This window comes from Dyadobacter chenwenxiniae (genome assembly GCF_022869785.1).
Classification (GTDB): domain Bacteria; phylum Bacteroidota; class Bacteroidia; order Cytophagales; family Spirosomataceae; genus Dyadobacter; species Dyadobacter chenwenxiniae.
This window is the reverse complement of record NZ_CP094997.1, coordinates 3,633,700-3,657,013: the sequence shown is the minus strand read 5'-3', so window position 1 is coordinate 3,657,013 and position 23,314 is coordinate 3,633,700. Positions and strand designations below refer to the sequence as shown.

The following is a 23,314-nucleotide window of genomic DNA, read 5'->3' as shown; positions in this document are numbered from 1 at the left end:
CGTAAAAGTTTAAAAGGGTTGCAGTTTGTGATGTATTTTTTTTTCTTCATGTTGCCGTTCTTTCCTTTACCTTTGAAATAGGTGCCCTTAGTAAGCCTGGTAAAAGACTTTTTATTCTTATATACGCCAAAACTACATCAATTACGTTTCTTAGGTTCATGTTGGATCCTTTTTTAACTTTTATTAACCAACACAAGCTGGATCTCAAAAAGCAGCCTTGCTTACTGACTGTGAGTGGGGGAGTGGATTCGGTGGTAATGCTTCATTTGTTTCAAAAAGCTGGTTTTCCTGCGGGAATTGCACATTGTAATTTTGGGTTAAGAGGCGATGAATCGGAAGGTGACGAGCAGTTTGTAAAAGAGCTTGCCAAGACATATGATTTTCCTTTTTTTTCGAAACGTTTTGATGTTAAATCTTTCGCAAAGAAAAGAGGCATTTCTACTCAAATGGCCGCCAGAGAGTTGCGTTATGAATGGTTTGAGCAACTCAGGGCAGCACACAATTACGCATATATTGCTACTGCGCACCACGCGAACGATTCGCTCGAAACAGTGCTCCTGAATCTAACACGTGGAACAGGATTATCGGGACTGTATGGCATATCGGGCATTAATAGTTACCTTTTGCGTCCATTGATCCTGGCTACGAAAGAGCAAATCCTGGCTTACGCGCAAGCAAATGGATTGCATTGGCGAGAGGATCAATCCAATGACTCGGATGATTACAAACGCAATTTGATCAGGCACAAAGTTGTTCCGGTCTTGCAGCAGCTCAATCCTTCGTTGGAAGCAACATTCATTCATTCTGCGGATAAGCTCCAAAGCGCGGATCAATTGCTGAGGGAATTGCTGGATGAGTGGTCAATAAGGGCCGTTATAAAAAAAAATGATCAAATCCGGATTCATATCGCTTTGCTTCTCGCCGAGGGCCAGGCTGCATACCGGCTTTGGCATTTGTTGGATCAATTTGGGTTTTCGTATCGCCAGTCAGTTCAAATCATCGCGAGCTTACCAGGCATTCCCGGAAGGCAATTTTTATCTGATTCACATATTTTACTGATTGATAGAGAGGAGTTAATTGTCCAAAAAAAATTTGAAGGTCTGGAAAGTTCAACTTGGGCGATTCATGTCCCGAATGGCGAGTTACAACTGGGCGGCTTCATACTCCGCCTTTCGCAGAAAGACAGGGATTCGCTTCCCCGCAACGCTTACGACAGCCAGACAGTCATTCTGAATTCTCAAAAGCTCGAATTCCCTTTAACCGTCAGGAAGTGGCAGACAGGCGACGTTTTTCAACCCTTTGGAATGAACGGCAGGAAAAAAAAGCTGAGCGATTTTTTTACCGATCTGAAAATGGACCTCTTTACAAAACAAAGTACATTTATCCTTGTAAATGGTAATCAGGAAATAATCTGGGTAATCGGCTTGCGATTAGACGAACGCTATCGAGTTAATCCGGACACGACAGGCTTTTTAGAGGTTACATGGACAGTTTGCGAGTGAGCAGAAGAACGCACTCGCAAACTGTTCAGGTCAATGCAACCGAGTTTGCACTTGCAAAAGAGAAATTACTCATAACAGCATCTTTCAACAGGAGACCATTTTTTTAATGTCGTGCCGGAAGGCTCCAAATAGTCTGCTCGGGCATTTACTCGGTTCTTAAAGCAGAAACAGGGTTCAGCCAGGCGGCTTTAATGGCCTGGGAGCTAACAGTAAGCAAGGCAATGGACGTGGTCACCACACCTGATACGGCAAAAATCCACCAACTTATTCCCGTGCGATAGGCAAATGTTCCCAGCCAGCTGCTTAAAGCCCACCATGCGAGCGGGGAGGCCAGCAGCAATGCGATCAGGATGAGTTTTAAAAAGTCGGATGAAAGCAGCCCGACAATGTTGGCCGAGCTTGCTCCGAGGACTTTTCGCACCCCGATTTCTTTGGTTCGCTGCTCAGCCGTGAATGCAGCCAGCCCAAATAGTCCGAGACACGAAATCAGGATTGCCAGCACACCAAAATAGTTCACAAGCGTATTCACCTGTTGCTCGCTCCGGTAAAGATTTTCATACTCATCGTCCAGAAAATGATAATTGAAAGGGTAGTCCGGGTTAAATTCGCGGCTAACATTTTTGAGATCTGCGAGGGCCTGCTCTGTTTTTCGAGCGCGCGTTTTAATCAATAAGTAACTCGAATTTTCAGGGATATAAGTCAATATAAGCGGCGTTATGGCCTGGTGGAGTGAACTCATATGAAAGTCCTTCATGAGCCCGATCACACGTCCGGTGCCTTTCCAGAATTTGATTTCCTTGCCGACCGGATTTTTTTCGCCCATCAGCCGTGCCGTCGCTTCATTGATCAGGTAAGCTGATGAATCCGCCGCACTGCCAGGACGAAAGTCTCTGCCGTCCACCAGTTTAATGTTCATCGTTTTGATGAAATCGGCTCCCACTGTCATAGCGGTCACCGTAGTTTCCAGGTTCGGATCTTTACCGGGCCATGTCAAATCGCCTGATGTCGCCTGGATATTGACCGGGAGCATGGCGGTCACCGACGCCGAGGCCACGGATGGCTGCCGCATTACTTCCTGTCGGAAGGCTTCCATTTTTTCAGGCTTGGTAACATTGCCTTCCAAGGGGAGGTAAATGACATTGTCACGGTCTAAACCAAGATTTTTCGTGCGCAAATATTGCATTTGTTTACTCACAGTAAGCATACCCACGATCAGGAAGACGGATAGAGAGAACTGAAAAGTTACCAGGACCCGCCGGAAGAGTGCCGGGCCATTCCCAAACTGTAATTTGCCTTTGAGGATCTTGATCGGCTTTAATGCGGACAGAAACAACGCCGGGTAGCTTCCGGCCAAAAGTCCGGTCAACAATGTCAGTGCCAAAATCCCTGCACAGAGTGCCGGGTTGGTAAGGTCCACGGTCAGCTGCTTTCCAAACAACTGGTTAAAAGTAGGTAGCGCCAGCCAGACGGCTGCCAGGGCCAGGACAACTGCTAGCGCACTGGTAAGAACCGATTCACTTAGAAATTGCCCGATCAGCGACGAACGATGTGCCCCAACCACCTTTCTTACACCCACCTCTTTTGCCCGTGTAGCCGACCGGGCAGTGGCCAGATTCATAAAATTGATGCAGGCAATGAGCAGAAGAAACCCGGCAACGATCGAAAACACACGGACATACTCAATCCGCCCACCGACCGGCTTTCCCAATTTGTACTCACCATAAAGGTAAACGTCCGTAATGGGCTGAAGAATGGGGACGCTGGTATTTTCCTTGTCTGTATAGCGCTTGTAAATCCCCTTCATGCTTTGCTCGGCCTGTGTTGCGGACGTATTTTGCTGTAGCCGGACATAGGTTAGAAAAGAACTGTTGCCCCAGGTTTTTTGCCACGGCTGTTCCTGCTCTTTCCAGTTGACAACCCAGCTGAACTTTAAGGTCGAATTGCTAGGCAGGTCCTTCAAAACAGCGCCGACAACGTAGAATTTCTCGTTATTCAGCTGTAATGTTTTTCCCAGCGCCTCGGTGTTAGGGAAATATTTGTCGGCAATTTTTTGTGTAATGATTATTTGATTTGTTTGCGCAAGCGCCATGCGCGGGTTACCTTTCAAAGCAGGAAATTCGAATACGCCGAAAAAATCTTCCGTTGCATAATATCCCTTTTCCTTGGCACTCTTTTCTCCCGCTTTGACCAATAACTCCATCCAGGGATTGATTTTTGTGGCGGCCGCAACTTCCGGAATGTCCTTTGAAATGGCATCCTGCAACGGTCCGGGCGTCACTTCACCTGTGCCGATCTCTCCCGTGTTGCGGTTGGTAGAGTTTGTCCTTACAAAAAAGACTTTTTCTGCATCCGGAATGAAGCGGTTATAGCTAAGCTCGTCTTTTACCCACAAACCGATCAGCAGGGCGCAGGCCATGCCAAGGGCGAGTCCAAAGACATTGATGCTGGTGTACATTTTGTTTTTGGCGAGGTTGCGCCGGGCGGTCGTAAAATAGGAATGCAGCATATCGGCAAGGGTTGGTTTAGGATATTTTGAAATGACTTGTCGTTTGTAAAAGAAAGGGGTAATGCAATGTAAAACGGCCCATGTATACGCACGCCGGGCACGGGTCGGTCCGCTCATTGCCACTTGTTTATGGAATGCTTCATGCAGGTCGCCCTGCACAAATTCGAGCAGGTGCGGTGCTACAAACCATTCAAGAAGCTTGTCAGCCCAGCGGGGAGGATTGACGGCCGGTTGTTGATGTTGATCTTTTCGGGTCACGCTTTCATGAGCTAAAGGCCTAATAATTTCAATTTTTCTTCCGGAATAGCTTGCCAAAGATTTTCGCGCATTGCACGGATTTCGGCCAGCACGCTGGCGCCAGCTGCCGTCAATGCAAAAAAACGCTTGCGTCTTCCGCCCCTGTCACTGGTCGCCCCGCCGACGGATGAAGATAGGAAGCCCTTTTCTTCGAGCCGGTACAACGTGGTATGCACAGCACCAATGGTAAAGCTGCGACCAGCGTGCGCTTGCAGTTGTTCCATTACAGGAACCCCATAAACTGGTCCGGTACTGGCGGCCACCACTAGGAGCACCAGTTCCTCCAATTCTCCCAGGACTGTTTTCTTCATGAATGTAGGACCCCTGATTATATACAATAAGTTAAATCAAATGCCATGCCTGAGGCTGAATGTGCCCTCTTAGGCCAGTATAAGGGCAAAGCAAATGAAAAGGGCGTTCGAATACGGACAGATCATGTCCATCATCGAACAGCCGATATTTAGCGCATAGGATGTGTTCAACATTTACTGTCCATCAGGACGCAACACGAATGGCCTGCTTTTCTTGCGTAGATTAAGCTTGATTAATGCACTCAATTGCCCGGAAATTTTTGGATATCGGCACTACTCGGGCGTCGATCAGCTCGATTATTAAATTAAAATTTCAAAAAACTGAACTTTTTGAAGTATGTTTAGGATACCTATCCATTTCAATGAAAACGGCCGCCTGCATTATTCTGCTCGTACTGCTGCTTTGCAATATGCTGAGCCTTTCATTGACTATTTTATTCTTCGACAGCGGCTATAAGAATGCCAAGATCAGTATTAAAGGCAACGTAACCCAAGCTATTAAAATCCCGTTGCCGTCGATCCCATACGCAGCTCCGTTAGAGTTGGGTGATGTAGAAAACCATTTGTTGCGCATTGCAGACGGTTTTTATAATATCACCCGATTTGTGCACGAAAACGATACGCTATTCGTGACACTTACGCCTGATGCATCTGCCCATCAGCGTTTTGCGGAGCTTTCCCACATGGTGCAGCAAGTGCACGAATTTCCGGCTGGAACATCCGAATCTCCACGCAGCAAAACAATCAAGCTGCTGAATGATCTTATCAAGATCTATCTGCCGGCAAATGCTGATGTGTTGGATGGTGATATGTTTTTGGTAGATTTAATCATCGAAAACCGGTATCCTTGCCTCAATTTCAAACTACTTTCCTCAATTCATACGCCTCCATATTCTCCTCCGGAAGCAGCCTAATACTTCATTGATTGGTTGACATAACACGGCTGTAATCCGTGCGTATGCCTGTATTTTATTATCCAAAATCAAAAAAATGACGAGCACATAGCTGCTGAGTCTATTGTGAAACTGCGGGTAAAATCGGTTCTATTCAAAATCTTTCATAAAGTTATGACGAAGATCAGACCAAAAATTATATTATCAATACTGGTTGCAGGAGGGGTTATGGCCATGAGCCTTTGCAAAAAACCTTCATCCGAAGAGAAAATGCTGCAACTCTTGCAAGACAGTAAAGCCAGGGTTTTTAATTATCAAAACAATTTTAGCCCTGAAGCGCAACTCGCTTATCTTGATTCCTGCATTAAAACAATCCCGGAGACAGAACAGGGCCAGCTTTTTAAGCTTAACCACTTCAAAGCGAACGTCCTCGTACAGCTGGGGAACGCTAAGGAAGCGATAACGATCCTGAAAAAGCTGGAACGAGACCCAAATCCGATATACCGGCACATCGGAATTATTCGAAGAGTGAAGGATGACCTGGCAGTAGCCTATCTCCGGCTCGGAGAGCAAACCAACTGCATAACCAACCATTCCATCGACGCCTGCATATTGCCTATAAAAAATGGGGGCGTACACCGTGATATGGGCGGTTCGAAAGGCACAATAGGCATTTATAAAAGATTGCTGGCGGAACGCCCGGATGATCTGGAAGCGCTTTGGCTGCTCAATGTTGCTTATATGACCTTGGGCAAATATCCGGAGGGTGTTCCAAAGAAAATGCTGATCCCAAACCTTGATAAGGCTGATGAAATTAGTGTAAATGCCTTTCAGGACATTGCCCCGGACCTGGGACTGGATGTCAAAAACATGGCAGGCGGAACGATCATTGACGATTTCGATAACGATGGTTATCTCGATTTAATCATGTCGAGCTGGGATCTGGGAGAATCCATGCATTATTTCAGAAACAAGGGTGATGGTTCATTTGAAGACAGATCCGCCGCTTCGGGTCTGGACCGTTTTACCGGCGGCTTGCATATTATGCAGACCGATTTTAACAATGATGGTCTCAAAGACGTATTTGTGATGCGCGGCGCCTGGCTCGGCAACACATTTGGTGAGCAGCCCAACTCCCTTCTGAAGAACAATGGTGACGGTACATTCACCGATGTGACCATCGATAGCGGCTTACTCTCATTCCACCCCACCCAAACCGCAACCTGGAACGACTTCAATAACGATGGCTGGGTGGATGTCTTTATAGGTAACGAGACAAGTCTCGGGGTTAACAGTCATCCCTGCGAACTTTACCTGAATAACAAGAATGGCACCTTTACGGAATCCGGGAAGCTTGCTAATGCCGGGATCGAGGCTTTTGTGAAGGGAGTCACTTCCGGCGATTATGATAATGATGGCTGGAATGACATATTCCTGTCGACGCTCAGCGGGAAGAGGATTTTATTAAAAAACAAGGGTATATCCGGTTTAAAAACAGGTCATGTTCTCTTTGAAGATGTGTCGAAAAAAGCGGCTTTGGATTTGGATCAAAACAGAAGTTTTACAACCTGGTTTTTTGATTATGACAATGATGGCTGGTTGGATATTCTTTGCGGCGATTACACGATGGAACACAATCTGAGTTATTATGCTGCTGCTGAACAACTGGGCATCTCTCCTGAATTTCATGGCCAGCCTGTTGTTTACAAAAACAATCGCGACGGCACATTCAGCAATGTTACCAGAGCACTGGGCCTGGATAAAACTGGTTTTGGAATGGGAGGGAGCTTTGGCGATATCGATAATGATGGCTTTCTGGATATTTTTCTGGGAACAGGCAATCCGAGCTACAAATCTTTGATACCAAACAAGATGTTCAAAAATGTCGGTGGCCAATCATTTGTGGATGTAACGTCATCAGCAAAAGTGGGAAGCCTGCAAAAGGGGCATAGCGTTGGATTTGGGGATATGGATAATGACGGCGACCAGGATATATATATCGAAATGGGCGGTGCGTATCTCGGCGACGCATACCAGAATTCGTTTTTTCTAAATCCAGGGCAGGCAGCAAATAACTGGATCTCCATCGATCTTGAGGGAATGGCAGCCAACAAAGCAGCTATTGGAAGCAGGCTTAAAATCACAATCCGCGAGGATGGTGTCACCAGGCATATTTATCGGGATGTAAACTCAGGTGGCAGTTTTGGATCAGCTCCTTTCAAAAGAGAAATTGGTCTGGGAAAGGCTACGCAAATTGATGAAGTAGAAATTAAATGGAATGGAAGCGGGAGAATTCAAAAGATTCGGAATGTTGCTGTAAACCAATTTGTTAAAATTAAAGAAGGCAGTAACAAAGTCGAGAAAGTAATGCTGAAAATGCTTGCCTTTAAAAACAGATCAGATCACCAAATTCCAGTTTGTCCACCTATTGCCAAGGCGTCTATATAGTATGTAAGTAGGCATTATAACTTGGAGATCCATTGATAAAGGGTCTCCAAGTTTTGCTTTTTTTCTCAAATAGTTCGGCCACATCAGATCTTCGTGAGATTTGTCGCATTGCAACCACGGCAGTTTTTGCCGTCAGCCGGGCTTTACAACCCAAGGGGGAAGGTTATGAATACTTTATGAAGGGCTTGATATTGTTGATGTAATTCTGCTAAGCCAATACCACCTATCCTAATCCTTCCTGGCCTTAGCTAGCGTCAGTTCACTATTCAGATCATCTTGCTGTTGCATAAGGATCAGGTTTTCTTTCTGGAGAGTGGTCATCTTGGTTTTCATGACCATCAGTGTTGTGTCATCAGCTTTGCTCTTAATAATTTCGTTAAAAAGATCGACATAACTGGTGATAATGCTTGTGTAAAATGGCTGCTGATACGCATTTTTAAGATCACCTGTCCATTTAAAAAGGGGGGCAAGTGCCTGTGCCTTTACATCGGCTGCCTTTTGGATTTGAATAACCAATGTATCCGCGTCGTTGGTATGATGTATTAATTTTTCAACCTGCTCATTCGTGATCGCAGTCAGTTCACTTTGCTTTTTTGGTATTTCAATCAAGGAAAAGTAGAGCAGGAAAACGAACAACAAAATCATTACAAAATAACAAAGAGAGAACCGGAGTATTACTGCATTGCGCTGCGCAGCATTGATTGGCTTCATGGAAAGTCGGTTATGGTAAGCCCAGCAGGACCTGTTTGATCATTTGATTCTGAGATTTTAACTCTGTATTTTGTTCTTCCAATTTGGCAACTAACGCACTGACACGTTTTACTTCACCTGCCTGCTCATTTCGTTTGCTTATTAAGTGCTTGTTCAACAAAACTCTCACCTGGTAATTCCGGATGAGTTTGGATGCTAACAGGGCAGGGGAGGTTTGTCCCGCATATTCCTTTTTCATCCATGTAAATTGCTTTTCCAAGATGGCATCCGTGCTTGCAATCGCGATCTGATCATTGGAAATCAATGCATTGACGTGTTGTTTATACAAGCTGTCAAGGACTATCACTTCTTTTCTGAACTCACTTTCTTTTTCCTGGCTAATCAGCTTTGTTTGATTGCTCTTTCGAAACTTGGGTGTCGCATAGTAAAAAGAGATGCTACCGAAGAGGAATAACATTGTGTTGATCAGTATATACCAATGAGATCGATTCATATTCCTTAGAGGTTAAGCAATGTCCCATTTCCCGGCGTCGACGTAGGGTAGTGCCAGCAGGTTTTGAAGGACAAAATCAATGAAGTCCAGATAGCCTTTCACATTGTCGAGCAAATGGCTGCAATCATTATGGTTATAAGGGCTTGTCAACACCGAATCGATCATCGAATCCATTACCGACTTGGTTACTTCACCGTAATGCGTGTTGAACTTGGTTGTTCCTGCCACATTATTTCGCAGATACTGGTAAAAACGACTAGCACTATTTTCGGACAAACAATCGATTGCAGTGCGCATCGTGCGGGCATATCTAACGAGCTCCTGGATAAAATGGACTGGAGGGAGATCTTTGGAAATAAGCCGGTAATGATCGATAATTTCGAGGCCTGCAAAAACCAGCTTCTCCGAAATTTGGTAAATGTCCCGGGCAATTGGCGACTGGTTTTGCATAGCATTAATTTTCCTCAGGATTAAAATTGCGGTCTGATGTATGCTGTTGATCTGTTTTCCACAAGTTTCATAATACCAAAGCAGATTCTCGCCGAAAACGCCAGCCGAGGGAGGAATGTAATCGTAATCAGGAGAAAACATCTGCCCTTCAAACCTAATCCTGAAAATAGGCATACTATGGGCGTCAGAAAGCTTTTCATGAACAGAAAGCAGTTCCAGCATGGGTTTTAGTGTCACAAACGGTTTACGAAGCGGTTGCTCCTCCATGTCATATTCGCCCGTTTCCGTTAAGCCGGACAGCGCAATGCGCAGGACTACGTAAAAAATACCCACATTGCCAAGCCGATTTTTGTAATCCATCAACGACAAGCTTACACTATCCGGGTCGGTGCCCGCGTCCCATTCCACGCGTATGCCGCCGGGTGTAATGGCACGGCAGGACAACATTTGAATGGTATCGCCCAGGACCCGAAGCTGTATCCCGGCACCCGCATTATCTGCGTCGGGCAGCAGACCATAATTATGCGCATTCAAAAAAATGGCGGTGGCATCGCGCACTGCGTCGCGAATTGCGTGGTCGTGGGCGACGAGATGCCGCTGGGTAATTTTCATCCCATCCCGCCAGTTCAGAAATGGATAAGTAATTTCTGGAAGTGTCATGACCGGATTGGATTAGTGCTGATTGCGTAAATAGTGTCATTTCCCCTTACATCATTCTCAAAAAGGGTTTTATCTGTATCTAAAATGATCTTCTTCCTTCGAGAAGAATATTTGAACAACATCCATTCAAGTGGCAGTTGGTTATCCGACAAGAACTGGATGGGTTTCTTGCGATATTCCCTGTGTTTGTTATGAAAAGAAATGAAGTAATGAAAAAGCTGTCCCAAACTGGTGTTCCCAGGATATTCCACTTCATAACCTTCGAACGGCTCATTTTTGCCGGGCACAGGCGTGAAATTCATCATTACCCTGATGGTTTCAACGGGCACCAGTCTTGGCACCGGCTCATTTACCGGATAAGCCCAGGTCTTGTATCTTAGTGCAGGAATGGTTATCCAAAGTTTATAAGAAACAAAAATCAGGGCCGGGAGAAGAAATGCGGGGGAACCAGAGAGTAAAAGATATTGAAAAGGATTGTTGTGTTCCAGCAGGTTGTAAGTGATGATATATCCGGCAATCCCAACAAAGTAAAGTGACAAGCCGCCAATGAAGACGTCCAGCAAGGAATCATTGCTCCACCATGACAGCGTCATGGGCGCCAGTATAAGATACAGGATACCCATTATAAAGGACACAGCAAGTAATACGATAAAGCCAGTTGTAATCGAATCTGTTTTTGAATTAACAAATCCTAAAACGGCAAACAGAAGAAATGTCCAGATCAGCCAGATCGCCCACCTCAAAATGGACATCGCGCTTCCTTTCTCGTACATTAAAATTCCAGTAAAGGCGAGCCCTGATAACAGTGCTAGCAATGCTGGTAATATCTTGTAAAACAACTCCATAAATGCCAATAATCATAAAATTGTTGAATAGCCGAGGACACCCGTTTCCCTGGTTTTATTAATGGTGAAAAAGCCTTTTTCAGCGATCAGTAACATGTCCCAGGATATTTCCGCCGGCAGTAGTAAGTCGCATAGGAATGTCAGCGTGCGATACTGTTTTCCGTACGGCTCATGGCTTCTAAAATCGTAAAGCCCGGAGTCGGCAACCGGGCCAACGCGGATGTTGATGTGATCAGGATTGTTGTATTTCCCATGCAGGATCCAGTCGACGCCTAACGTGCCTTTGCCCAGCGGTTGCAGGAAATCCATTCCAACGCTATGCTCAGACTTTTGCTGGCTCGTATCAAAGGACACTTTTTGCCCCAGCACTTTTTCAAAATAAACCGGGCAAGCCTGCATATTGCCGACGATCAAATGTGCGTGAATGGTCAGCTCTAAAATCGCCTCCTTCTGCTCCGGCGAAAGTTGGAGGTCCAGATCCGGCCATAAGTAATCGAATAGTGTGTCGTGATAATAGGCGAATGGATTCACTACGGAATGATGCTCATGCATTTCCAATGCCATCCGCTGCCTTCCAAATTCAATATCAAAGGGTGAGAAGAATGTTCTTGCCTGACTAATTCCGGTTTCATAGTCATCAATGTCTTCCAGCACAACTTCTGTGGAACGTTCGCTCCGGCTGATCGTCGGCTGGAATATCATTCCCGGCGGCAGCATATCCGAGATCCCCTCCCGCGTCATGCGCACTTTGGTATAAGGCATCTGCAAATCGGAATCCCGGTTCTCGTCCGTTATGGCCGTAACATCCCTGGATCCGGACCTGTTAAAGGCGCCGACGGGCGCTAACAGAATATTTTCGGGAGTTTGGATGGCTGCTTCGGCGATTTCGCGTGCGACGGTCTCCGCTCGCAAGTCGGGCTTTAATTTGAGCAGTGTTTCGGCAACTTCATATATCTCCATCACATTTTCCAGTTAAATCCGTGAACAGAAACATATAAGGGCATCATCCCCACCGACTTTTGTGAAAGGTTGTTTTTCACCAATCGGGCCTGCCTCATCCAATATTCATCATTCTGATCTTCTTTATTTGGGAATATCAAAACATCCAATGCGAAGCGAAGGCCTTCCTTTTGTCCTTCACCTATGCCCAGTCCTTTTTTGACCTCAACCTTTGATGCAGTATCGCCTAAATAGTTCTGTGCCATTGTGCGGTAGTCTTCAAGCGTAACGGCTCGTCCCCGCGTGAGCAGTGTTTCTTTGAGTGCCTTTTGCATTTGCACATCGTTCATAGGAGCGCGGCCGCCTGTGGTAGGGAGCATTAAGAAGGATGCTTCGGTTTTGAATCGATTCGAAGGAGCGGCATTCAGCTTCGTTAATGCACGGAGACCATTTGCTTTCTCACCTTCGGAAGTCCAAAAATACACGTCGAGAATGGTTCCCACAGACCGGGTTTTCACCATAATGTAAACCTGAGGCAGTGCGAAATCGAATGTTTCCAAATGCTCCTTTAACTTACTTACACTCTGATTGATTTTATCCAGATGATTGGAGACGGTGGAAATATCAAGTGCGTTAAAAGCAGCCAAGTCGTCGCGCATTTTAGCCGTAACATCATTCAGGCTTTGGAAAGCGTCGCGTTTATCAAAACGTGCAACGCCGCGGTTGCGTAGTGCGTACACATTCTGGCCGTTTGCGAATTTATTTTTTTCAGATGACAAAAGCGTTTCCCCGTCTCCATTCACAACTTTATCAATCGTCATAAAACCCTCGTCATCTTTCAGGCCATATACATTAAAAAGCGGCTGCAATCTGCCGCGTTGATGGACAAGCTTTCGGTTGAGGACAGGAATACAGTTCGTGAAAACTTCCATTTTGTCCAGTGCTTCGGGTGTGATCGAAGCCGGGCAGCGCATTTTTATCCAAAGTAATTTATTTGGGAAAAGCGTTTTGACATTTGATTCGGGAATGATCCCAGTCCATTCTTTCGGATGATTTTCTAGTTCAGATCCGGCTTTAAGTCCGGTAACCGTCATAAAGTGCGCGTTATAAGATTCCCTCACGCTCTCTTCAATGGGTTTGAAAAATTCTTCTTTGTTTTCGACAGTTTCGATGGTCGTCACACCGTCGAGTAATCCGTAATGCAGAACGGGATCTGTAAATGTGCCTGGCGAGCTGTTGGAAAACCTAATTAAGGGTATGTACGACAGGTTTTTAGATTGATCAGCGATCGCCGTCCAGTTGAAAAACAATGTTATTTGATCGGGCACTTCTTTTTCCGGAATTTCAAGGGCAACCCAACAGGTTTGTTGTTCGATAGGTTTGCCGGTGATCCGGAATGCAGTTTCCCTTTGAAAAGTGGAGCCGATCCTGTCGATCCGTGCGCCAGTTGCTATAAAGCGGACGGTGGCACCCGAAAGTCGGAAAGATCCCGCCGGGCTCATCGTGATCTGGTTATTGCCCTGGGTTGTAAACTGATCCGAACGGATAATGTCGATTGGTCCTGAATTGGTTTTGACCATCAATACGGAGTGCGCAGGAACAATGCCTGTGATTGTTTCGGGTAACACTGCCTCGGCCATGCGCTTCACAGTATGGGATTGTGAGGACTCAATCTCTTGCCAGATCTTTTCGGTTTCAGTCGCAAACGCACCAAACAGCAGATCTACAAGCGGGTCGAACGAACCATTTTTCAGGTCAATTTCATCCACGCCCCATTGCCGGGCAGCTTCCTTATGCAAGCGGCTTTTTATCGACTCTTTGGTTTCTGAAATTTGCATAATGTTGGATTTCGACTGATGTCACTCAAACCACCGTAATCGGCCCGAAGAACATTAAAAATGTTTCGTCAAAATTTTCACCGGACTGAATCACAATTCCCTTGACTCTTATGTTGAGACGATTTCGAATGCGTGTAACTTTATTTTCTTTGTTAACTTCTTGCAATTCATCTCTTTGTACATCTACGTCGTGGATTTTTAGCCGTGTCTCGTATTTATGGACAGAAAGCCTGATGTCGTCCCTGACCTGGTCTAACCAAATATTGAGGTTGTCTGTTTGTTCAAAATCTTTTTCCCACAACAAGCATTGAAATCCGTTGTCATAGCGCCATTCACCGCGCTGGGTAAGCAGCAGGAGATAAATGTATTCGCGCACCGATGCTTTTATCGTGACCTGTGGCAGCGGCTTTTTTTTGAGCAGCGCGCCAAAATCAACTGGAATGCGGTGATGCTTAGCCATTATTTTAGTTGATCATCACCATGGCCGCTTTCAAGCTTGCCTGGGCACCGCCTTCGAGTGCAAGTTGCGCATTCCCTTTTACGCTGGTTTGAGACTTGCCCTCGATATTTACAGTCGCGCCTCCGATCTGCATTTTGGCTTTGGCTTCAATGCTGCCTTTATTGGTTTCGACGGTCCAGTCTTGCTGGGCATTCATGCTTATTTTGTCTGCTTTCAATTCTATTTCTTTTGCTTCGAGCTTGATTTTTCCTTCGCTTTTTACGCTGATGACGGGTTCTCCGTCCAGGGTCAGGATCACCTCGTTTTTGTTACCCTTATTGTAAATCCTGATCGCTTCTTTTCCGCTTGAATCATCGATAATGATGTGGTTACCGCCTTTGGTAATGATCCCTTTGATCATATTATCTTTTTCAAAAAGGTTACTTCCAGGCAATGCTGAACCCGTGAACATGGATCCGCGCACAAAGGGCAGGTCTGGGTTTCCGAACTCAAAATCAACAAAAACCACCTCATCTATTTCAGGCACAAAATAAACGCCGCGCTCATCGCCGCTCATTAGGTTTGCTACCCGGGCCCATGGCGTTGAATCACCATCTTTTTGCCAGTAAAACTGCACTTTCACCCGACCCATTTGCTCGGGATCGTTGGTATCAATCACTTTGGCTGGCTGGGTTTCGGCTTTGGGTTGAAAAACCGGGTAAGCTACGGGGGGATAATCAATGTCCTGCGGAATTGCTTCGAAACTATTTTGATAGAAACCTCTGGAATCTACATAATGTCTGATGCTTGTGATGATGAATGAGCCATAGTCGTCGGTGCGAATGATTTTGCCGTTTTCTTTAATATCATCTTTAACCTTGATCGGGCTTCCTATACTGATTTCCAGGCTGGTTGAAGATCCTTTGAGAATGGCAAGGCTGTTGGTAGATTTGCTTTTATTATTTTTTACCGATTTGCTGATTAACGACTGTTCATCATCTCCCGAAAATTCAATGTTGAGGACTTCTTCACTGAACATGCTCTCGGATTTGGATAATGCTAATTGAGCAAAATCTTGCAGGTCGACAGTCTCGCTTTTCGACGAAACTTCGAGTTTTTCATCCTTTATATAATTGTAATACTGACCTTTGAAGGTCAGCGGCACCAGTTTCAGTTCATACTCCATTTGCGTGAGGTTCACGCGGTATTCAAGGTTAGCAACGTTCGTTTTACTCCGAGCTGATTTTCCAAACAGCACTTCCTCCCCGTCATAATAAAACCATTCACCGTAAGTTTCGGCCAGGCGTTGCAAGAATTGATAATTGTCTTCCTGATATTGCGTGATATAGGGGATTCTTTCGCCGAATTCCGGTGAGATTTTAGCTTTTAGCAAACCCTTAAAAGGATTTACAACCTCCTCCACAATGTCTGCCAGCGTTTTTTCTGAGAATGCGCGCGTATTGCTTCCTGTTTTGAACAAAACGGTTGGGCAAACGCCGTAAATGACCAATGTGTTGTCAACGGCATCATTCATCTGAATTTGAACGCCTTTCACGATCCCTATGAAAGTGTGCTTGGTTTTCTCCTTCAAATTGTTGGAAGTGTCTGCCTCGCCCTGCATGATTGTCGCTGTCACTTTTTCACCGGCCCATTTTTGGGTTAGTTCTTTCAGGCTTACCTGGCTGTCAATGCCTTTGCCCAGCAAGTCGTTGATATCCTCGAAAGTAACGTGGATATCTAAACTATGCTGGGAGTCAAAAGGTTGTGACAGACTCAAAAAGCTAAACTTTTTGAGGGTTAATCCGCCAAGATTTACGTCTATCCGGTTGATCATTTGGCTTTCTATTTTAGCGTTATAGACTATATGACACTTATACAGCCAAGCTTAGCATGTTTGTAAGATTATTTAGCTACTGCCAGTCTGCAGATGAGTTCGGTCCATAGTGCCAAGGGGTCTGGACCATATTTGTTCATATTGAAATCTTGTTTCAGATTTGGACCATGAATGCATAATATGTCTGTCAATGTGGTCAGGAGAAAACGCGTAGACGGCCTCATATTCGTTAGAGAATTGAGCCTGGGCTGCGTGCTGAATCATATTTTCACCAATGCGCTTATTAACATAGTTTTCTACTGCAAAAAAGCGAGGTCCTCTGTTGTGTTGATGACCATAGCGAGCCTCATTTACTGTACGAAAGTTTCTTCTTTCGTGTCCTATCGGTACGATATCAAATAAATCGTAGTCTCCAAATAAGTACTTTCCATCAAATTTTACACATCCGTAATAGCGCGACGATGGATTCCTGTCAACACTAAATCTAAATTCTTGTATACTGTTAGGCTTAGTAAGATTAGATAGTGTTGAGCCTAGCCTAGCAGCGTATCTATTCCAGTTGATCTTTTTTTCATTTGAATATATTCCCGGCAGCAAATCCGGACTAGCCACCAAACCAGCTACATTGTGAAACTTATTATTTATCCACACACCATAATCAGCGGTCTTGAATTTGCATTGAATTGGCTTAGGACTGAATCCTGATTTTCCTATGTATCGTAGCGAGTGGTGGTTTGTGCGTTTTAGCAAAATCCAAGCATTTATTTCGACTGCTGCATTTTTAAAAATTATGGCATCTTGAATTCTGATATTTTCAAATGAGATTCCCATATTTTCGCTAAGTAAGAGTTATTGAATATACGGCAAAGAGGACCAGAAAACAGAACGGTTATCTATTGACAGCCATATTCCGCTGCACCCATGTGATCGAAACCTGTTAAAGATATCCACTTAGTGTAGTTGGAGTCGGTCGGCTTATTCTTATAATATGTATTTTCACCGAAACTAATCTCTGTTATGTTTTCTGGAAAGTTTACCCTGTCAATTGGCAGCAGAAATTTCTTTCTGGCATCATTTATTAATAAGCTATCTCTGAGTAAAATATTTATTTGACGAAGATTTCCGTGTTCAAATTTTAAATCAATATGTTGAAATGATGAGTCAATTTTAGCAGTTGTTTCATCCCCGATCTGGAATCCTTCATAGTATTGAGTTGTTTGGTTGCAAGGATCTCCTTTATTTATGTAGCTTTTATTGCTGCAATTATATAAATTATGATGATAGCCAAGCTCCTTCTCAAATATGCATCCTAATTCAGTGGATGGCATTCGTAATAAAGTTACCAATGGGTATTTATCAAATAAATTTGAAGGTTTCGGACGACCCATCAAACTGTCAGATACTTCTGTAAGATCTGTATTAGTTTCTTTGATCTTGTTGCAGCTGATCGCTAAACTGACCAAGAAAATGAAGGCTGTATATTTCATTTTAATATTTATGACTATCGCCCATTGACGGACCAGTGTGGAGCATCGTTAAGGTGCTTTATTAATCCATAAGATTTACCAACTTCGATTAACTTCTTATTTGTATTAGGATTATCCTGATAAGTAAGCTCGATTTTGGTTCCGTCTTTCTTTTGGACATGAATTTTTCCAACCCAGTTGATATCGAGGTCGACTGCTTTTCCTAAAATGTGATTACTGCGTAAAGCAGGTGCCACATTACTTCGAGGCGGTATAGCAAGGCCAAACGCGCGAACCATTTCTTCGGCACCGGCAATACTCTGCATTTTATTTCCATGATCCCAACTAATGTCAACACCTTCCATTGAGGTTGCCGCTGATGGGCTGCATTTCCCAAGTGCAATTAACCAACTCCAATGGAATAGATAAGCTCGTCTTGCGGATCGCCTCGTTGCCTGGACTGAAACAACAGCACCAGCCGCAACAAGTGCTTCAACAAAATCCTTTACTTGTATCCTGAAGTGGGGATCCAATGCCATTAATCCCTTGCTATTCGGAGCATTTAGATCTGCCCATTGCTTCCAATGTTTCCCAGATTTTCTATTCATAAGTTCCAAATAAATTAGTATATACTAACATTCAAATTACGAACACACCAGCTGCGAAAACGAGCAATTCGTAATTTGAAATGTTATATCTTTTGTGACTACCACTTTTTCTCAAAAGCCACTTCGTCGATTGTCAGTTTCTTTACCGAAAGAGTTACATTTTCCGTCGTTGTACCAGTTGATCGAGCATCGAGAGATTCGCTATATCCGACAACAGCAGCATCTTCAAATGCAACAGTTTTAAAAGTTTTTTCCTCATCATCATCTGCTTTAAAGATGATCTCCCCTTTAAACCGTTTGGTTGGGTGAATGGCGTATTCCCAGAATTTGGATTTATTAACAGATTCGACCTCCAATGTTACATTTCCAGCATACACTTCTGAGGTAGTTTTACCAGTTACATAGTCGGCGCTCTGAGATACGGAATAAGAGGCATGAAGAACCCGTCTTTCTGGTGAGCCTTCGAAATTAATTTTAGCATCAAACGGCATGATCGTGATAGTTAGAGATTTGAAAATGATTAAGATTATTTAATTTCTGTGTTCCATGCATCTCCGCCGTCCATCCCTGACAAGCTTACCAAGAAACTTCTGGCTGAGAAATGCGGGGTGATTGAAATATCCAGGATAATGTTTTTGATATCGTTCGGGTCACGGCGAATGTCCTTTACCGTGTAATCTTTGATCAGCTTCTTGGATCCGGTGATGCTGTTCAGGAACTTGGAGATCTGTTTCCGCAAATTATCATCTGTGTCGTAAGTCCAGTTTTGAAATGCATAACGGTCCAGGAAGTCGACCAGCACTTTATTGATCCAGTCAAAAACGCGGACAACGGAATAAGTTTGTAATCCAACATTGTCGCCATTGAACATGGTCCTGTCCGAAAATGCCTGCACTTTTCCGTAAGCCGACAGCATCGGGATCAGCCCCATGCGGTTCATATCCCCGGCCTGGTTCCGGTCAATGTTAAAACGCGTTCCTTCTGCGCCCATCAGCATGCCGTAAGTTGCTCCGGCCACCGGTTGCGACATTAATACCGAGTGCATTCTGCCAGCCAGCGCCGTGGAAGGCGGAATGTGCAATGCTTCCTCTTCACCCAGATCATTGTAAGCTTTTCTTCCGACAAGCCAGTTGCAGGCCATTAACAAGTTGGCTTTGTGATTGCTTGCGTCGGCCAGTTTATTTTTTTCGAATGAGGAAATCGCATCCTTAACGTCCACAAAATCCTCGTAATCGGTGATCATCATGACCTTATGCTTGCTGGCCACCCGCGCAAATGAATCGATGACCGTATTTTTGCCCATATAACCCGGGATCACCATCAACGAATAATTGTCGCTCAGATCGTAAACCTGATAGTTGTTATGCAGCTCTTCATCAATGGTTTGTAACACTTCGCCATCCTTAATGTCCGCTACCTGATCCATGGAAGCATTCACCAATGTCAGCTTTGGAATAGAACGTTGCTCCGTATTGAGCATGAATGTCGAAAGTCCCTGATACGAAACTTCCAGGTCGCGGGAGGCTTCGAGAATAGAGGATTGGTTTTTTTTAAGTAAAGCCTCATTCAGTTCCTGTCCAGCTCGGGCTTTGGACTGCATTTCATCCACGGAGGCACTTTCGCTGATGAGCTCAGCCCACAGTTCGAGGCGCTGCAGTAAATCTTTACGCTCCTGCTCGGTGTCTTCATCCGAAAGATAATTGGCTTTCGCCCCTGCTTTCTGGGGATTAAGATCGCGCACTCCTTCTACGGTCGTTTCGATAAATTTGAATCCGCCCAACGATTTCAATAATTCCAGGCTATCATTCAGTGAAAGCTGCTGCGAGGCAGTTTGTGCTGCCGACGGCTCCTTAAACGCAGCTTCTGATCCTAATGGCTGGGTTTCTTCCTGTTGTTTTGCCATGTCTGTATGACTGGTTAAAAAATGTTTTGAAATAGATAACAGGGATTACAAGCTTTCCTTTAACTCGCCGATCAGCGTTTGCAATGCGCTCAGATACGTTGCGCGCGTGGCGGGGTCGCTTAATGCTTTTTGTAATTGGCGGTTGTTTTTGAGGTTTTTATAAAAACGGTCGTAATTATATTCTTTCCCCGAAAGTTCTTTCAAAAACGGGCTTTGTTCCAACATTCCCTCGGGAGAGAAATCTTTCATTTTGGTAAAAGAAATGGTTTCAAAAACAGGCGCACCATTCTCATCCTCGAATTCTGCCTCGACTTCGGGCTTGAAATGTTCGAAAACGGCTTCCATAGTTTCCAGTCCGGTAACCTTTTCCTTTTCTGGGTTGCTGTTGAAGGCCGAGACATACAATGTCCTGGAAGGAGGCAGTGCTTCTATCTTTTCATAACCTTTGTTAGCGTCGGGATCCACATTTCCGCCGGGGCGAATGAAGTCAAATTGGCCAGCCATAAGCTTTTGTATTTTAAATTTTATGGGTAAAAATTTTAGTCAAACGGAATGACGTTTTCCTGTATACGTAAACAAACTAATGCTCCCAAACGTAGGCGTTATCTTCTCCAAAGCTTAGCTTCACATTGCTTCCTTTTCCAATTTCTCCTGAGATGATCATCTGCGAAAGCGGCTGTCGTAATCGGTTGCTGATGACGGCCCTGACCGGCCGCGCCCCGAACTGCGGGTTGTAACCTTCCAGTGCTAATGCTTTTTCTGCTTCTTCGGTGATGCTTAATATGATGCCCAGCTTATCGAGGCTTTTGCGCAATGGCCGCAATTGGAAATTGAAAATCTTGCGAATGGTGTCTTCCGTGATCGGCCGGAAGGGCGTCAGGCCTGTAAGCCGACCAAGGAATTCGGGGCGGAAGTAGCCTTCCATATTCTGTATCAAGTCAGTCTGCGAAGGCACACGTCCTTCATTGAACTCTTTAACTATAAACTGAGAACCAATGTTTGAAGTGAACAGCAGGATCGCATTCGTAAAATCGCCCTCTCGGTCCAATGTATCGTGTAACCGTCCTTCGTCCAGGATTTGGAGAAAAATGTCGTACACTTTTGGGTGTGCTTTTTCCACTTCGTCAAAAAGGAGAACTGCAAAAGGCTGCTGACGGATCCGGGTAACGAGCAAACCACCTTCTTCATAACCAACATAGCCCGGAGGCGAACCTTTTAATAGTGAAACCGTATGTTCCTCCGCATACTCGGACATATCAAAACGGATCAATGCTTTTTCATCATTAAAAAGCAATTCGGAAACCGCTTTTGCCAGCTCTGTCTTTCCTGTTCCTGTCGGTCCCAGCAAAAAGAATGAAGCTGGCTTGCCCGTCTCGCCTACACCGGAACGGCTCTGCCTGATCGCATTGGATATGATCTCGATAGCAGTATCTTGGCCCACAACCCGTTTCCTCAAATGGTCTTCCAGCTGCATTAGCTTCTCTTGCTCGTTCACCTGGATCTTACCCAGCGGGATCCCCGTTTTGTAAGCCACTACGGCGGCAATATCCGTTTTGTCAACCAATTCTTTGTGTTGCTGTCCCTGAAATGCTACTTTTTCGAGGAGTAATGTTAGTAATTCAATGGCCGTCTGCGGGTCTTCAATGTTCTTAATGTCATTGAGTTCCTCAATTTGTCCCAACAAAACAGGGCTTAGCCGATCATGCAATTGTTGCTCAAACCACCGCAGTTCTTCCAGAAATAATGCTGGTTCGGCTTCTCTGTATTCATCTTTTAACCTCCTAAATTCCTCGTTAAGATATTCAATTTCCCCCGGCGTTGTTTCGGCCATCAGTTTGCGTGCGGCCATGGTGCGGTCTATCAAATCCAATGCTGCGTCGGGTAGGCGACGGTCTTTAATGTATCGCCTTGATAACATCACTGCTTCTTTGACAGCATCTGTATCCAGATTTAAGCCATGATGTAGTTCAAATTGGGGCACAACCTTTTCGATCATTCTACGCGCACGCACATCGTCCGGCTCGTCGACTTTAACAATTTCGAAACGTCTGCTGAAAGCCTCATCGCGCTCCATGTATTTGCGATATTCGTCCAGCGTTGTAGCACCAATCACCGTCAGTTCGCCTCTTGCGAGTTCCGGTTTAAGAAGATTTGCCAATCCCGGAACACCGCCCTGCGGGTCCATTAAAACGTGGATCTCATCGATAAAGAGCAAGGCCCTTTCGTATTGTTTTATTTCTGCAATAATATTTTTCAAACGGTCCTCAACCTCGCCTTTATAGGACGCACCGGCAATTAATGAGCCCATATCCAGCTGGAAAAGCTGAGAATTGAGCAAATGTGCGGGCACATTTCCGTTGATAATCAAGTGGGTTAATCCTTCCACCAATGCTGTTTTGCCCACGCCTGGTTCACCTACAATGATCACATTGGGTTTTGTTCTTCTTCCCAATGTCTCCACCATCATCCGGGTTTCTTTTTCCCGGCCAACGATCGGATCCAGTTTGCCTGCTTTTGCCATAGCAATCTTGTCAATACAAAATTTCGCTATTGCTTTGTTTTGTGGATTTGCGGGCGGTGCAATGGTGGCTGCCTGCGCGGACCCGTTTGGCAACGTTGTTCCATTATTGCCGGAATCCATGGACTGAACCTCTTCCAGCGTTTTGGTCAGCAGAACGGATTCGGTTATCGGGAAAGCTTTTAATTCATTTTTAGTAAAAGCAACTTCGGGGCGGGTCAGTGCTATGAGGACGGCAAAAGGTGAAACTTCCTGTTCTCCCAGTTTGAGCCGGATCACATCCGCAACTTCCATCGTCTTCATAACCTTTTCGTCACCGGCGGGTTCTTCGATGGCACGCGCCGATTTAGGATATTTCTCAATCTTGTATTCGGCCCAGTCGCGGATAAACTGAATGTCCGTTCCCCACGCCACCAGTGTGCTTCCTATGCCCACATCATTGTGCAAAAGGCCGATCAATAAATGCGACGGTGAGAATGTTGCATGCCGGTATTCTCTGGCAGTTGCCTGGGCAACCTGCAATGCGCGAATCAGTTCGTCGGAGAGATTTGAAGTCAGCATGAAAACCCGCTTAGAAGGTGTATTGAATTAACGATGCAATGTTATTAAAGATAAAGGGCGGGCGAAATACGTCATTTGACGTATTTTTTAGC

20 protein-coding genes are annotated in these 23,314 nt (G+C 45.0%); 3 read left to right on the top strand and 17 right to left on the bottom strand.

Features of this window, described 5'->3' with window-relative positions:
* Positions 1–158 precede the first annotated feature (158 nt).
* Positions 159–1,502 carry a tRNA lysidine(34) synthetase TilS gene (gene tilS, locus MUK70_RS15595; protein WP_234653580.1) on the top strand — a complete coding sequence of 448 codons (1,344 nt, stop codon included), beginning with the start codon at positions 159–161 and terminating at the stop codon, positions 1,500–1,502.
* A 145-nt stretch (positions 1,503–1,647) separates the two neighbouring features.
* Here the strand turns inward: tilS and MUK70_RS15590 are convergent, their stop codons facing one another.
* On the bottom strand, positions 1,648–4,266 hold the full coding sequence (locus MUK70_RS15590; protein ID WP_234653578.1) for an ABC transporter permease: 2,619 nt from the start codon (positions 4,264–4,266) through the stop codon (positions 1,648–1,650).
* Positions 4,267–4,277: 11 nt separating this feature from the next.
* Positions 4,278–4,616 (bottom strand): PadR family transcriptional regulator, encoded by a 339-nt coding sequence (locus MUK70_RS15585; protein ID WP_234606319.1) that lies wholly within the window; start codon positions 4,614–4,616, stop codon positions 4,278–4,280.
* A gap of 362 nt (positions 4,617–4,978) precedes the next feature.
* Here MUK70_RS15585 and MUK70_RS15580 point away from each other — a divergent pair, with 362 nt between their 5' ends.
* Together MUK70_RS15580 and MUK70_RS15575 are read left to right on the top strand one after the other, a co-directional pair.
* Positions 4,979–5,530 carry a hypothetical protein gene (locus MUK70_RS15580; RefSeq protein WP_234653576.1) on the top strand — a complete coding sequence of 184 codons (552 nt, stop codon included), beginning with the start codon at positions 4,979–4,981 and terminating at the stop codon, positions 5,528–5,530.
* 153 nt (positions 5,531–5,683) lie between these two features.
* Positions 5,684–7,957: a CRTAC1 family protein gene (locus tag MUK70_RS15575; protein WP_234653575.1), complete on the top strand. Its 2,274-nt coding sequence runs from the start codon at positions 5,684–5,686 to the stop codon at positions 7,955–7,957.
* Between the two features lie 228 nt (positions 7,958–8,185).
* On the opposite strand, the gene MUK70_RS15570 is transcribed toward MUK70_RS15575, so the two are convergent.
* The 15 genes from MUK70_RS15570 to MUK70_RS15500 all read right to left on the bottom strand — a co-directional run bounded on the left by MUK70_RS15570 (position 8,186) and on the right by MUK70_RS15500 (position 23,222).
* A complete protein-coding gene (locus MUK70_RS15570) occupies positions 8,186–8,668 on the bottom strand; it encodes a hypothetical protein (RefSeq protein WP_234653573.1) in 483 nt (160 codons plus the stop codon).
* Between the two features lie 10 nt (positions 8,669–8,678).
* Positions 8,679–9,161: a hypothetical protein gene (locus tag MUK70_RS15565; RefSeq protein WP_234653571.1), complete on the bottom strand. Its 483-nt coding sequence runs from the start codon at positions 9,159–9,161 to the stop codon at positions 8,679–8,681.
* A 12-nt stretch (positions 9,162–9,173) separates the two neighbouring features.
* A complete protein-coding gene (locus tag MUK70_RS15560; protein ID WP_234653570.1) occupies positions 9,174–10,271 on the bottom strand; it encodes a FliH/SctL family protein in 1,098 nt (365 codons plus the stop codon).
* Positions 10,268–11,116: a TssN family type VI secretion system protein gene (locus MUK70_RS15555; protein ID WP_255715947.1), complete on the bottom strand. Its 849-nt coding sequence runs from the start codon at positions 11,114–11,116 to the stop codon at positions 10,268–10,270. The genes MUK70_RS15560 and MUK70_RS15555 overlap by 4 nt, the downstream gene beginning before the upstream one ends.
* Positions 11,117–11,128: 12 nt before the next feature.
* Positions 11,129–12,076 (bottom strand): hypothetical protein, encoded by a 948-nt coding sequence (locus MUK70_RS15550; protein WP_234653566.1) that lies wholly within the window; start codon positions 12,074–12,076, stop codon positions 11,129–11,131.
* Positions 12,076–13,893: a hypothetical protein gene (locus MUK70_RS15545; protein WP_234653564.1), complete on the bottom strand. Its 1,818-nt coding sequence runs from the start codon at positions 13,891–13,893 to the stop codon at positions 12,076–12,078. The genes MUK70_RS15550 and MUK70_RS15545 overlap by 1 nt, the downstream gene beginning before the upstream one ends.
* Before the next feature lie 25 nt (positions 13,894–13,918).
* Entirely contained in the window at positions 13,919–14,353 is a 435-nt protein-coding gene (locus MUK70_RS15540) for a GPW/gp25 family protein (protein ID WP_234653562.1), read from the bottom strand.
* Between the two features lie 4 nt (positions 14,354–14,357).
* Positions 14,358–16,166 carry a type VI secretion system Vgr family protein gene (locus tag MUK70_RS15535; protein WP_234653560.1) on the bottom strand — a complete coding sequence of 603 codons (1,809 nt, stop codon included), beginning with the start codon at positions 16,164–16,166 and terminating at the stop codon, positions 14,358–14,360.
* A gap of 72 nt (positions 16,167–16,238) precedes the next feature.
* The gene (locus tag MUK70_RS15530; RefSeq protein WP_234653558.1) at positions 16,239–16,997 is read right to left on the bottom strand and encodes a hypothetical protein; all 759 of its coding nucleotides are present in this window, start codon (positions 16,995–16,997) and stop codon (positions 16,239–16,241) included.
* A gap of 62 nt (positions 16,998–17,059) precedes the next feature.
* Entirely contained in the window at positions 17,060–17,653 is a 594-nt protein-coding gene (locus MUK70_RS15525) for a hypothetical protein (protein WP_234653556.1), read from the bottom strand.
* A gap of 14 nt (positions 17,654–17,667) precedes the next feature.
* Positions 17,668–18,240 carry a hypothetical protein gene (locus MUK70_RS15520; protein ID WP_234653554.1) on the bottom strand — a complete coding sequence of 191 codons (573 nt, stop codon included), beginning with the start codon at positions 18,238–18,240 and terminating at the stop codon, positions 17,668–17,670.
* A 98-nt stretch (positions 18,241–18,338) separates the two neighbouring features.
* The gene (gene tssD / locus MUK70_RS15515) at positions 18,339–18,731 is read right to left on the bottom strand and encodes a type VI secretion system tube protein TssD (protein WP_234653552.1); all 393 of its coding nucleotides are present in this window, start codon (positions 18,729–18,731) and stop codon (positions 18,339–18,341) included.
* A 35-nt stretch (positions 18,732–18,766) separates the two neighbouring features.
* On the bottom strand, positions 18,767–20,143 hold the full coding sequence (locus MUK70_RS15510) for a DUF5458 family protein (RefSeq protein WP_234653551.1): 1,377 nt from the start codon (positions 20,141–20,143) through the stop codon (positions 18,767–18,769).
* Positions 20,144–20,188: 45 nt separating this feature from the next.
* The gene (locus MUK70_RS15505) at positions 20,189–20,647 is read right to left on the bottom strand and encodes a type VI secretion system contractile sheath small subunit (protein ID WP_234653550.1); all 459 of its coding nucleotides are present in this window, start codon (positions 20,645–20,647) and stop codon (positions 20,189–20,191) included.
* A 76-nt stretch (positions 20,648–20,723) separates the two neighbouring features.
* Positions 20,724–23,222, bottom strand: a complete 2,499-nt coding sequence (locus tag MUK70_RS15500) for an ATP-dependent Clp protease ATP-binding subunit (protein ID WP_234653548.1) — start codon at positions 23,220–23,222, stop codon at positions 20,724–20,726.
* Positions 23,223–23,314: the final 92 nt, after the last annotated feature.

Excerpts from the sequence above, each read along its gene's own strand:
- MUK70_RS15520 (WP_234653554.1), bottom strand. The coding sequence starts at position 18,240 with ATGAATAGAAAATCTGGGAAACATTGGAAGCAATGGGCAGATCTAAAT.
- MUK70_RS15565 (WP_234653571.1), bottom strand. The coding sequence starts at position 9,161 with ATGAATCGATCTCATTGGTATATACTGATCAACACAATGTTATTCCTC.
- tssD (WP_234653552.1), bottom strand. The coding sequence starts at position 18,731 with ATGCCGTTTGATGCTAAAATTAATTTCGAAGGCTCACCAGAAAGACGG.
- MUK70_RS15500 (WP_234653548.1), bottom strand. The coding sequence starts at position 23,222 with ATGCTGACTTCAAATCTCTCCGACGAACTGATTCGCGCATTGCAGGTT.
- MUK70_RS15540 (WP_234653562.1), bottom strand. The coding sequence starts at position 14,353 with ATGGCTAAGCATCACCGCATTCCAGTTGATTTTGGCGCGCTGCTCAAA.
- tilS (WP_234653580.1), top strand. The coding sequence starts at position 159 with ATGTTGGATCCTTTTTTAACTTTTATTAACCAACACAAGCTGGATCTC.
- MUK70_RS15585 (WP_234606319.1), bottom strand. The coding sequence starts at position 4,616 with ATGAAGAAAACAGTCCTGGGAGAATTGGAGGAACTGGTGCTCCTAGTG.
- MUK70_RS15570 (WP_234653573.1), bottom strand. The coding sequence starts at position 8,668 with ATGAAGCCAATCAATGCTGCGCAGCGCAATGCAGTAATACTCCGGTTC.
- MUK70_RS15505 (WP_234653550.1), bottom strand. The coding sequence starts at position 20,647 with ATGGCTGGCCAATTTGACTTCATTCGCCCCGGCGGAAATGTGGATCCC.
- MUK70_RS15510 (WP_234653551.1), bottom strand. The coding sequence starts at position 20,143 with ATGGCAAAACAACAGGAAGAAACCCAGCCATTAGGATCAGAAGCTGCG.
- MUK70_RS15535 (WP_234653560.1), bottom strand. The coding sequence starts at position 16,166 with ATGATCAACCGGATAGACGTAAATCTTGGCGGATTAACCCTCAAAAAG.
- MUK70_RS15525 (WP_234653556.1), bottom strand. The coding sequence starts at position 17,653 with ATGAAATATACAGCCTTCATTTTCTTGGTCAGTTTAGCGATCAGCTGC.
- MUK70_RS15550 (WP_234653566.1), bottom strand. The coding sequence starts at position 12,076 with ATGGAGATATATGAAGTTGCCGAAACACTGCTCAAATTAAAGCCCGAC.
- MUK70_RS15530 (WP_234653558.1), bottom strand. The coding sequence starts at position 16,997 with ATGGGAATCTCATTTGAAAATATCAGAATTCAAGATGCCATAATTTTT.
- MUK70_RS15580 (WP_234653576.1), top strand. The coding sequence starts at position 4,979 with ATGAAAACGGCCGCCTGCATTATTCTGCTCGTACTGCTGCTTTGCAAT.
- MUK70_RS15555 (WP_255715947.1), bottom strand. The coding sequence starts at position 11,116 with ATGGAGTTGTTTTACAAGATATTACCAGCATTGCTAGCACTGTTATCA.
- MUK70_RS15545 (WP_234653564.1), bottom strand. The coding sequence starts at position 13,893 with ATGCAAATTTCAGAAACCAAAGAGTCGATAAAAAGCCGCTTGCATAAG.
- MUK70_RS15560 (WP_234653570.1), bottom strand. The coding sequence starts at position 10,271 with ATGACACTTCCAGAAATTACTTATCCATTTCTGAACTGGCGGGATGGG.
- MUK70_RS15575 (WP_234653575.1), top strand. The coding sequence starts at position 5,684 with ATGACGAAGATCAGACCAAAAATTATATTATCAATACTGGTTGCAGGA.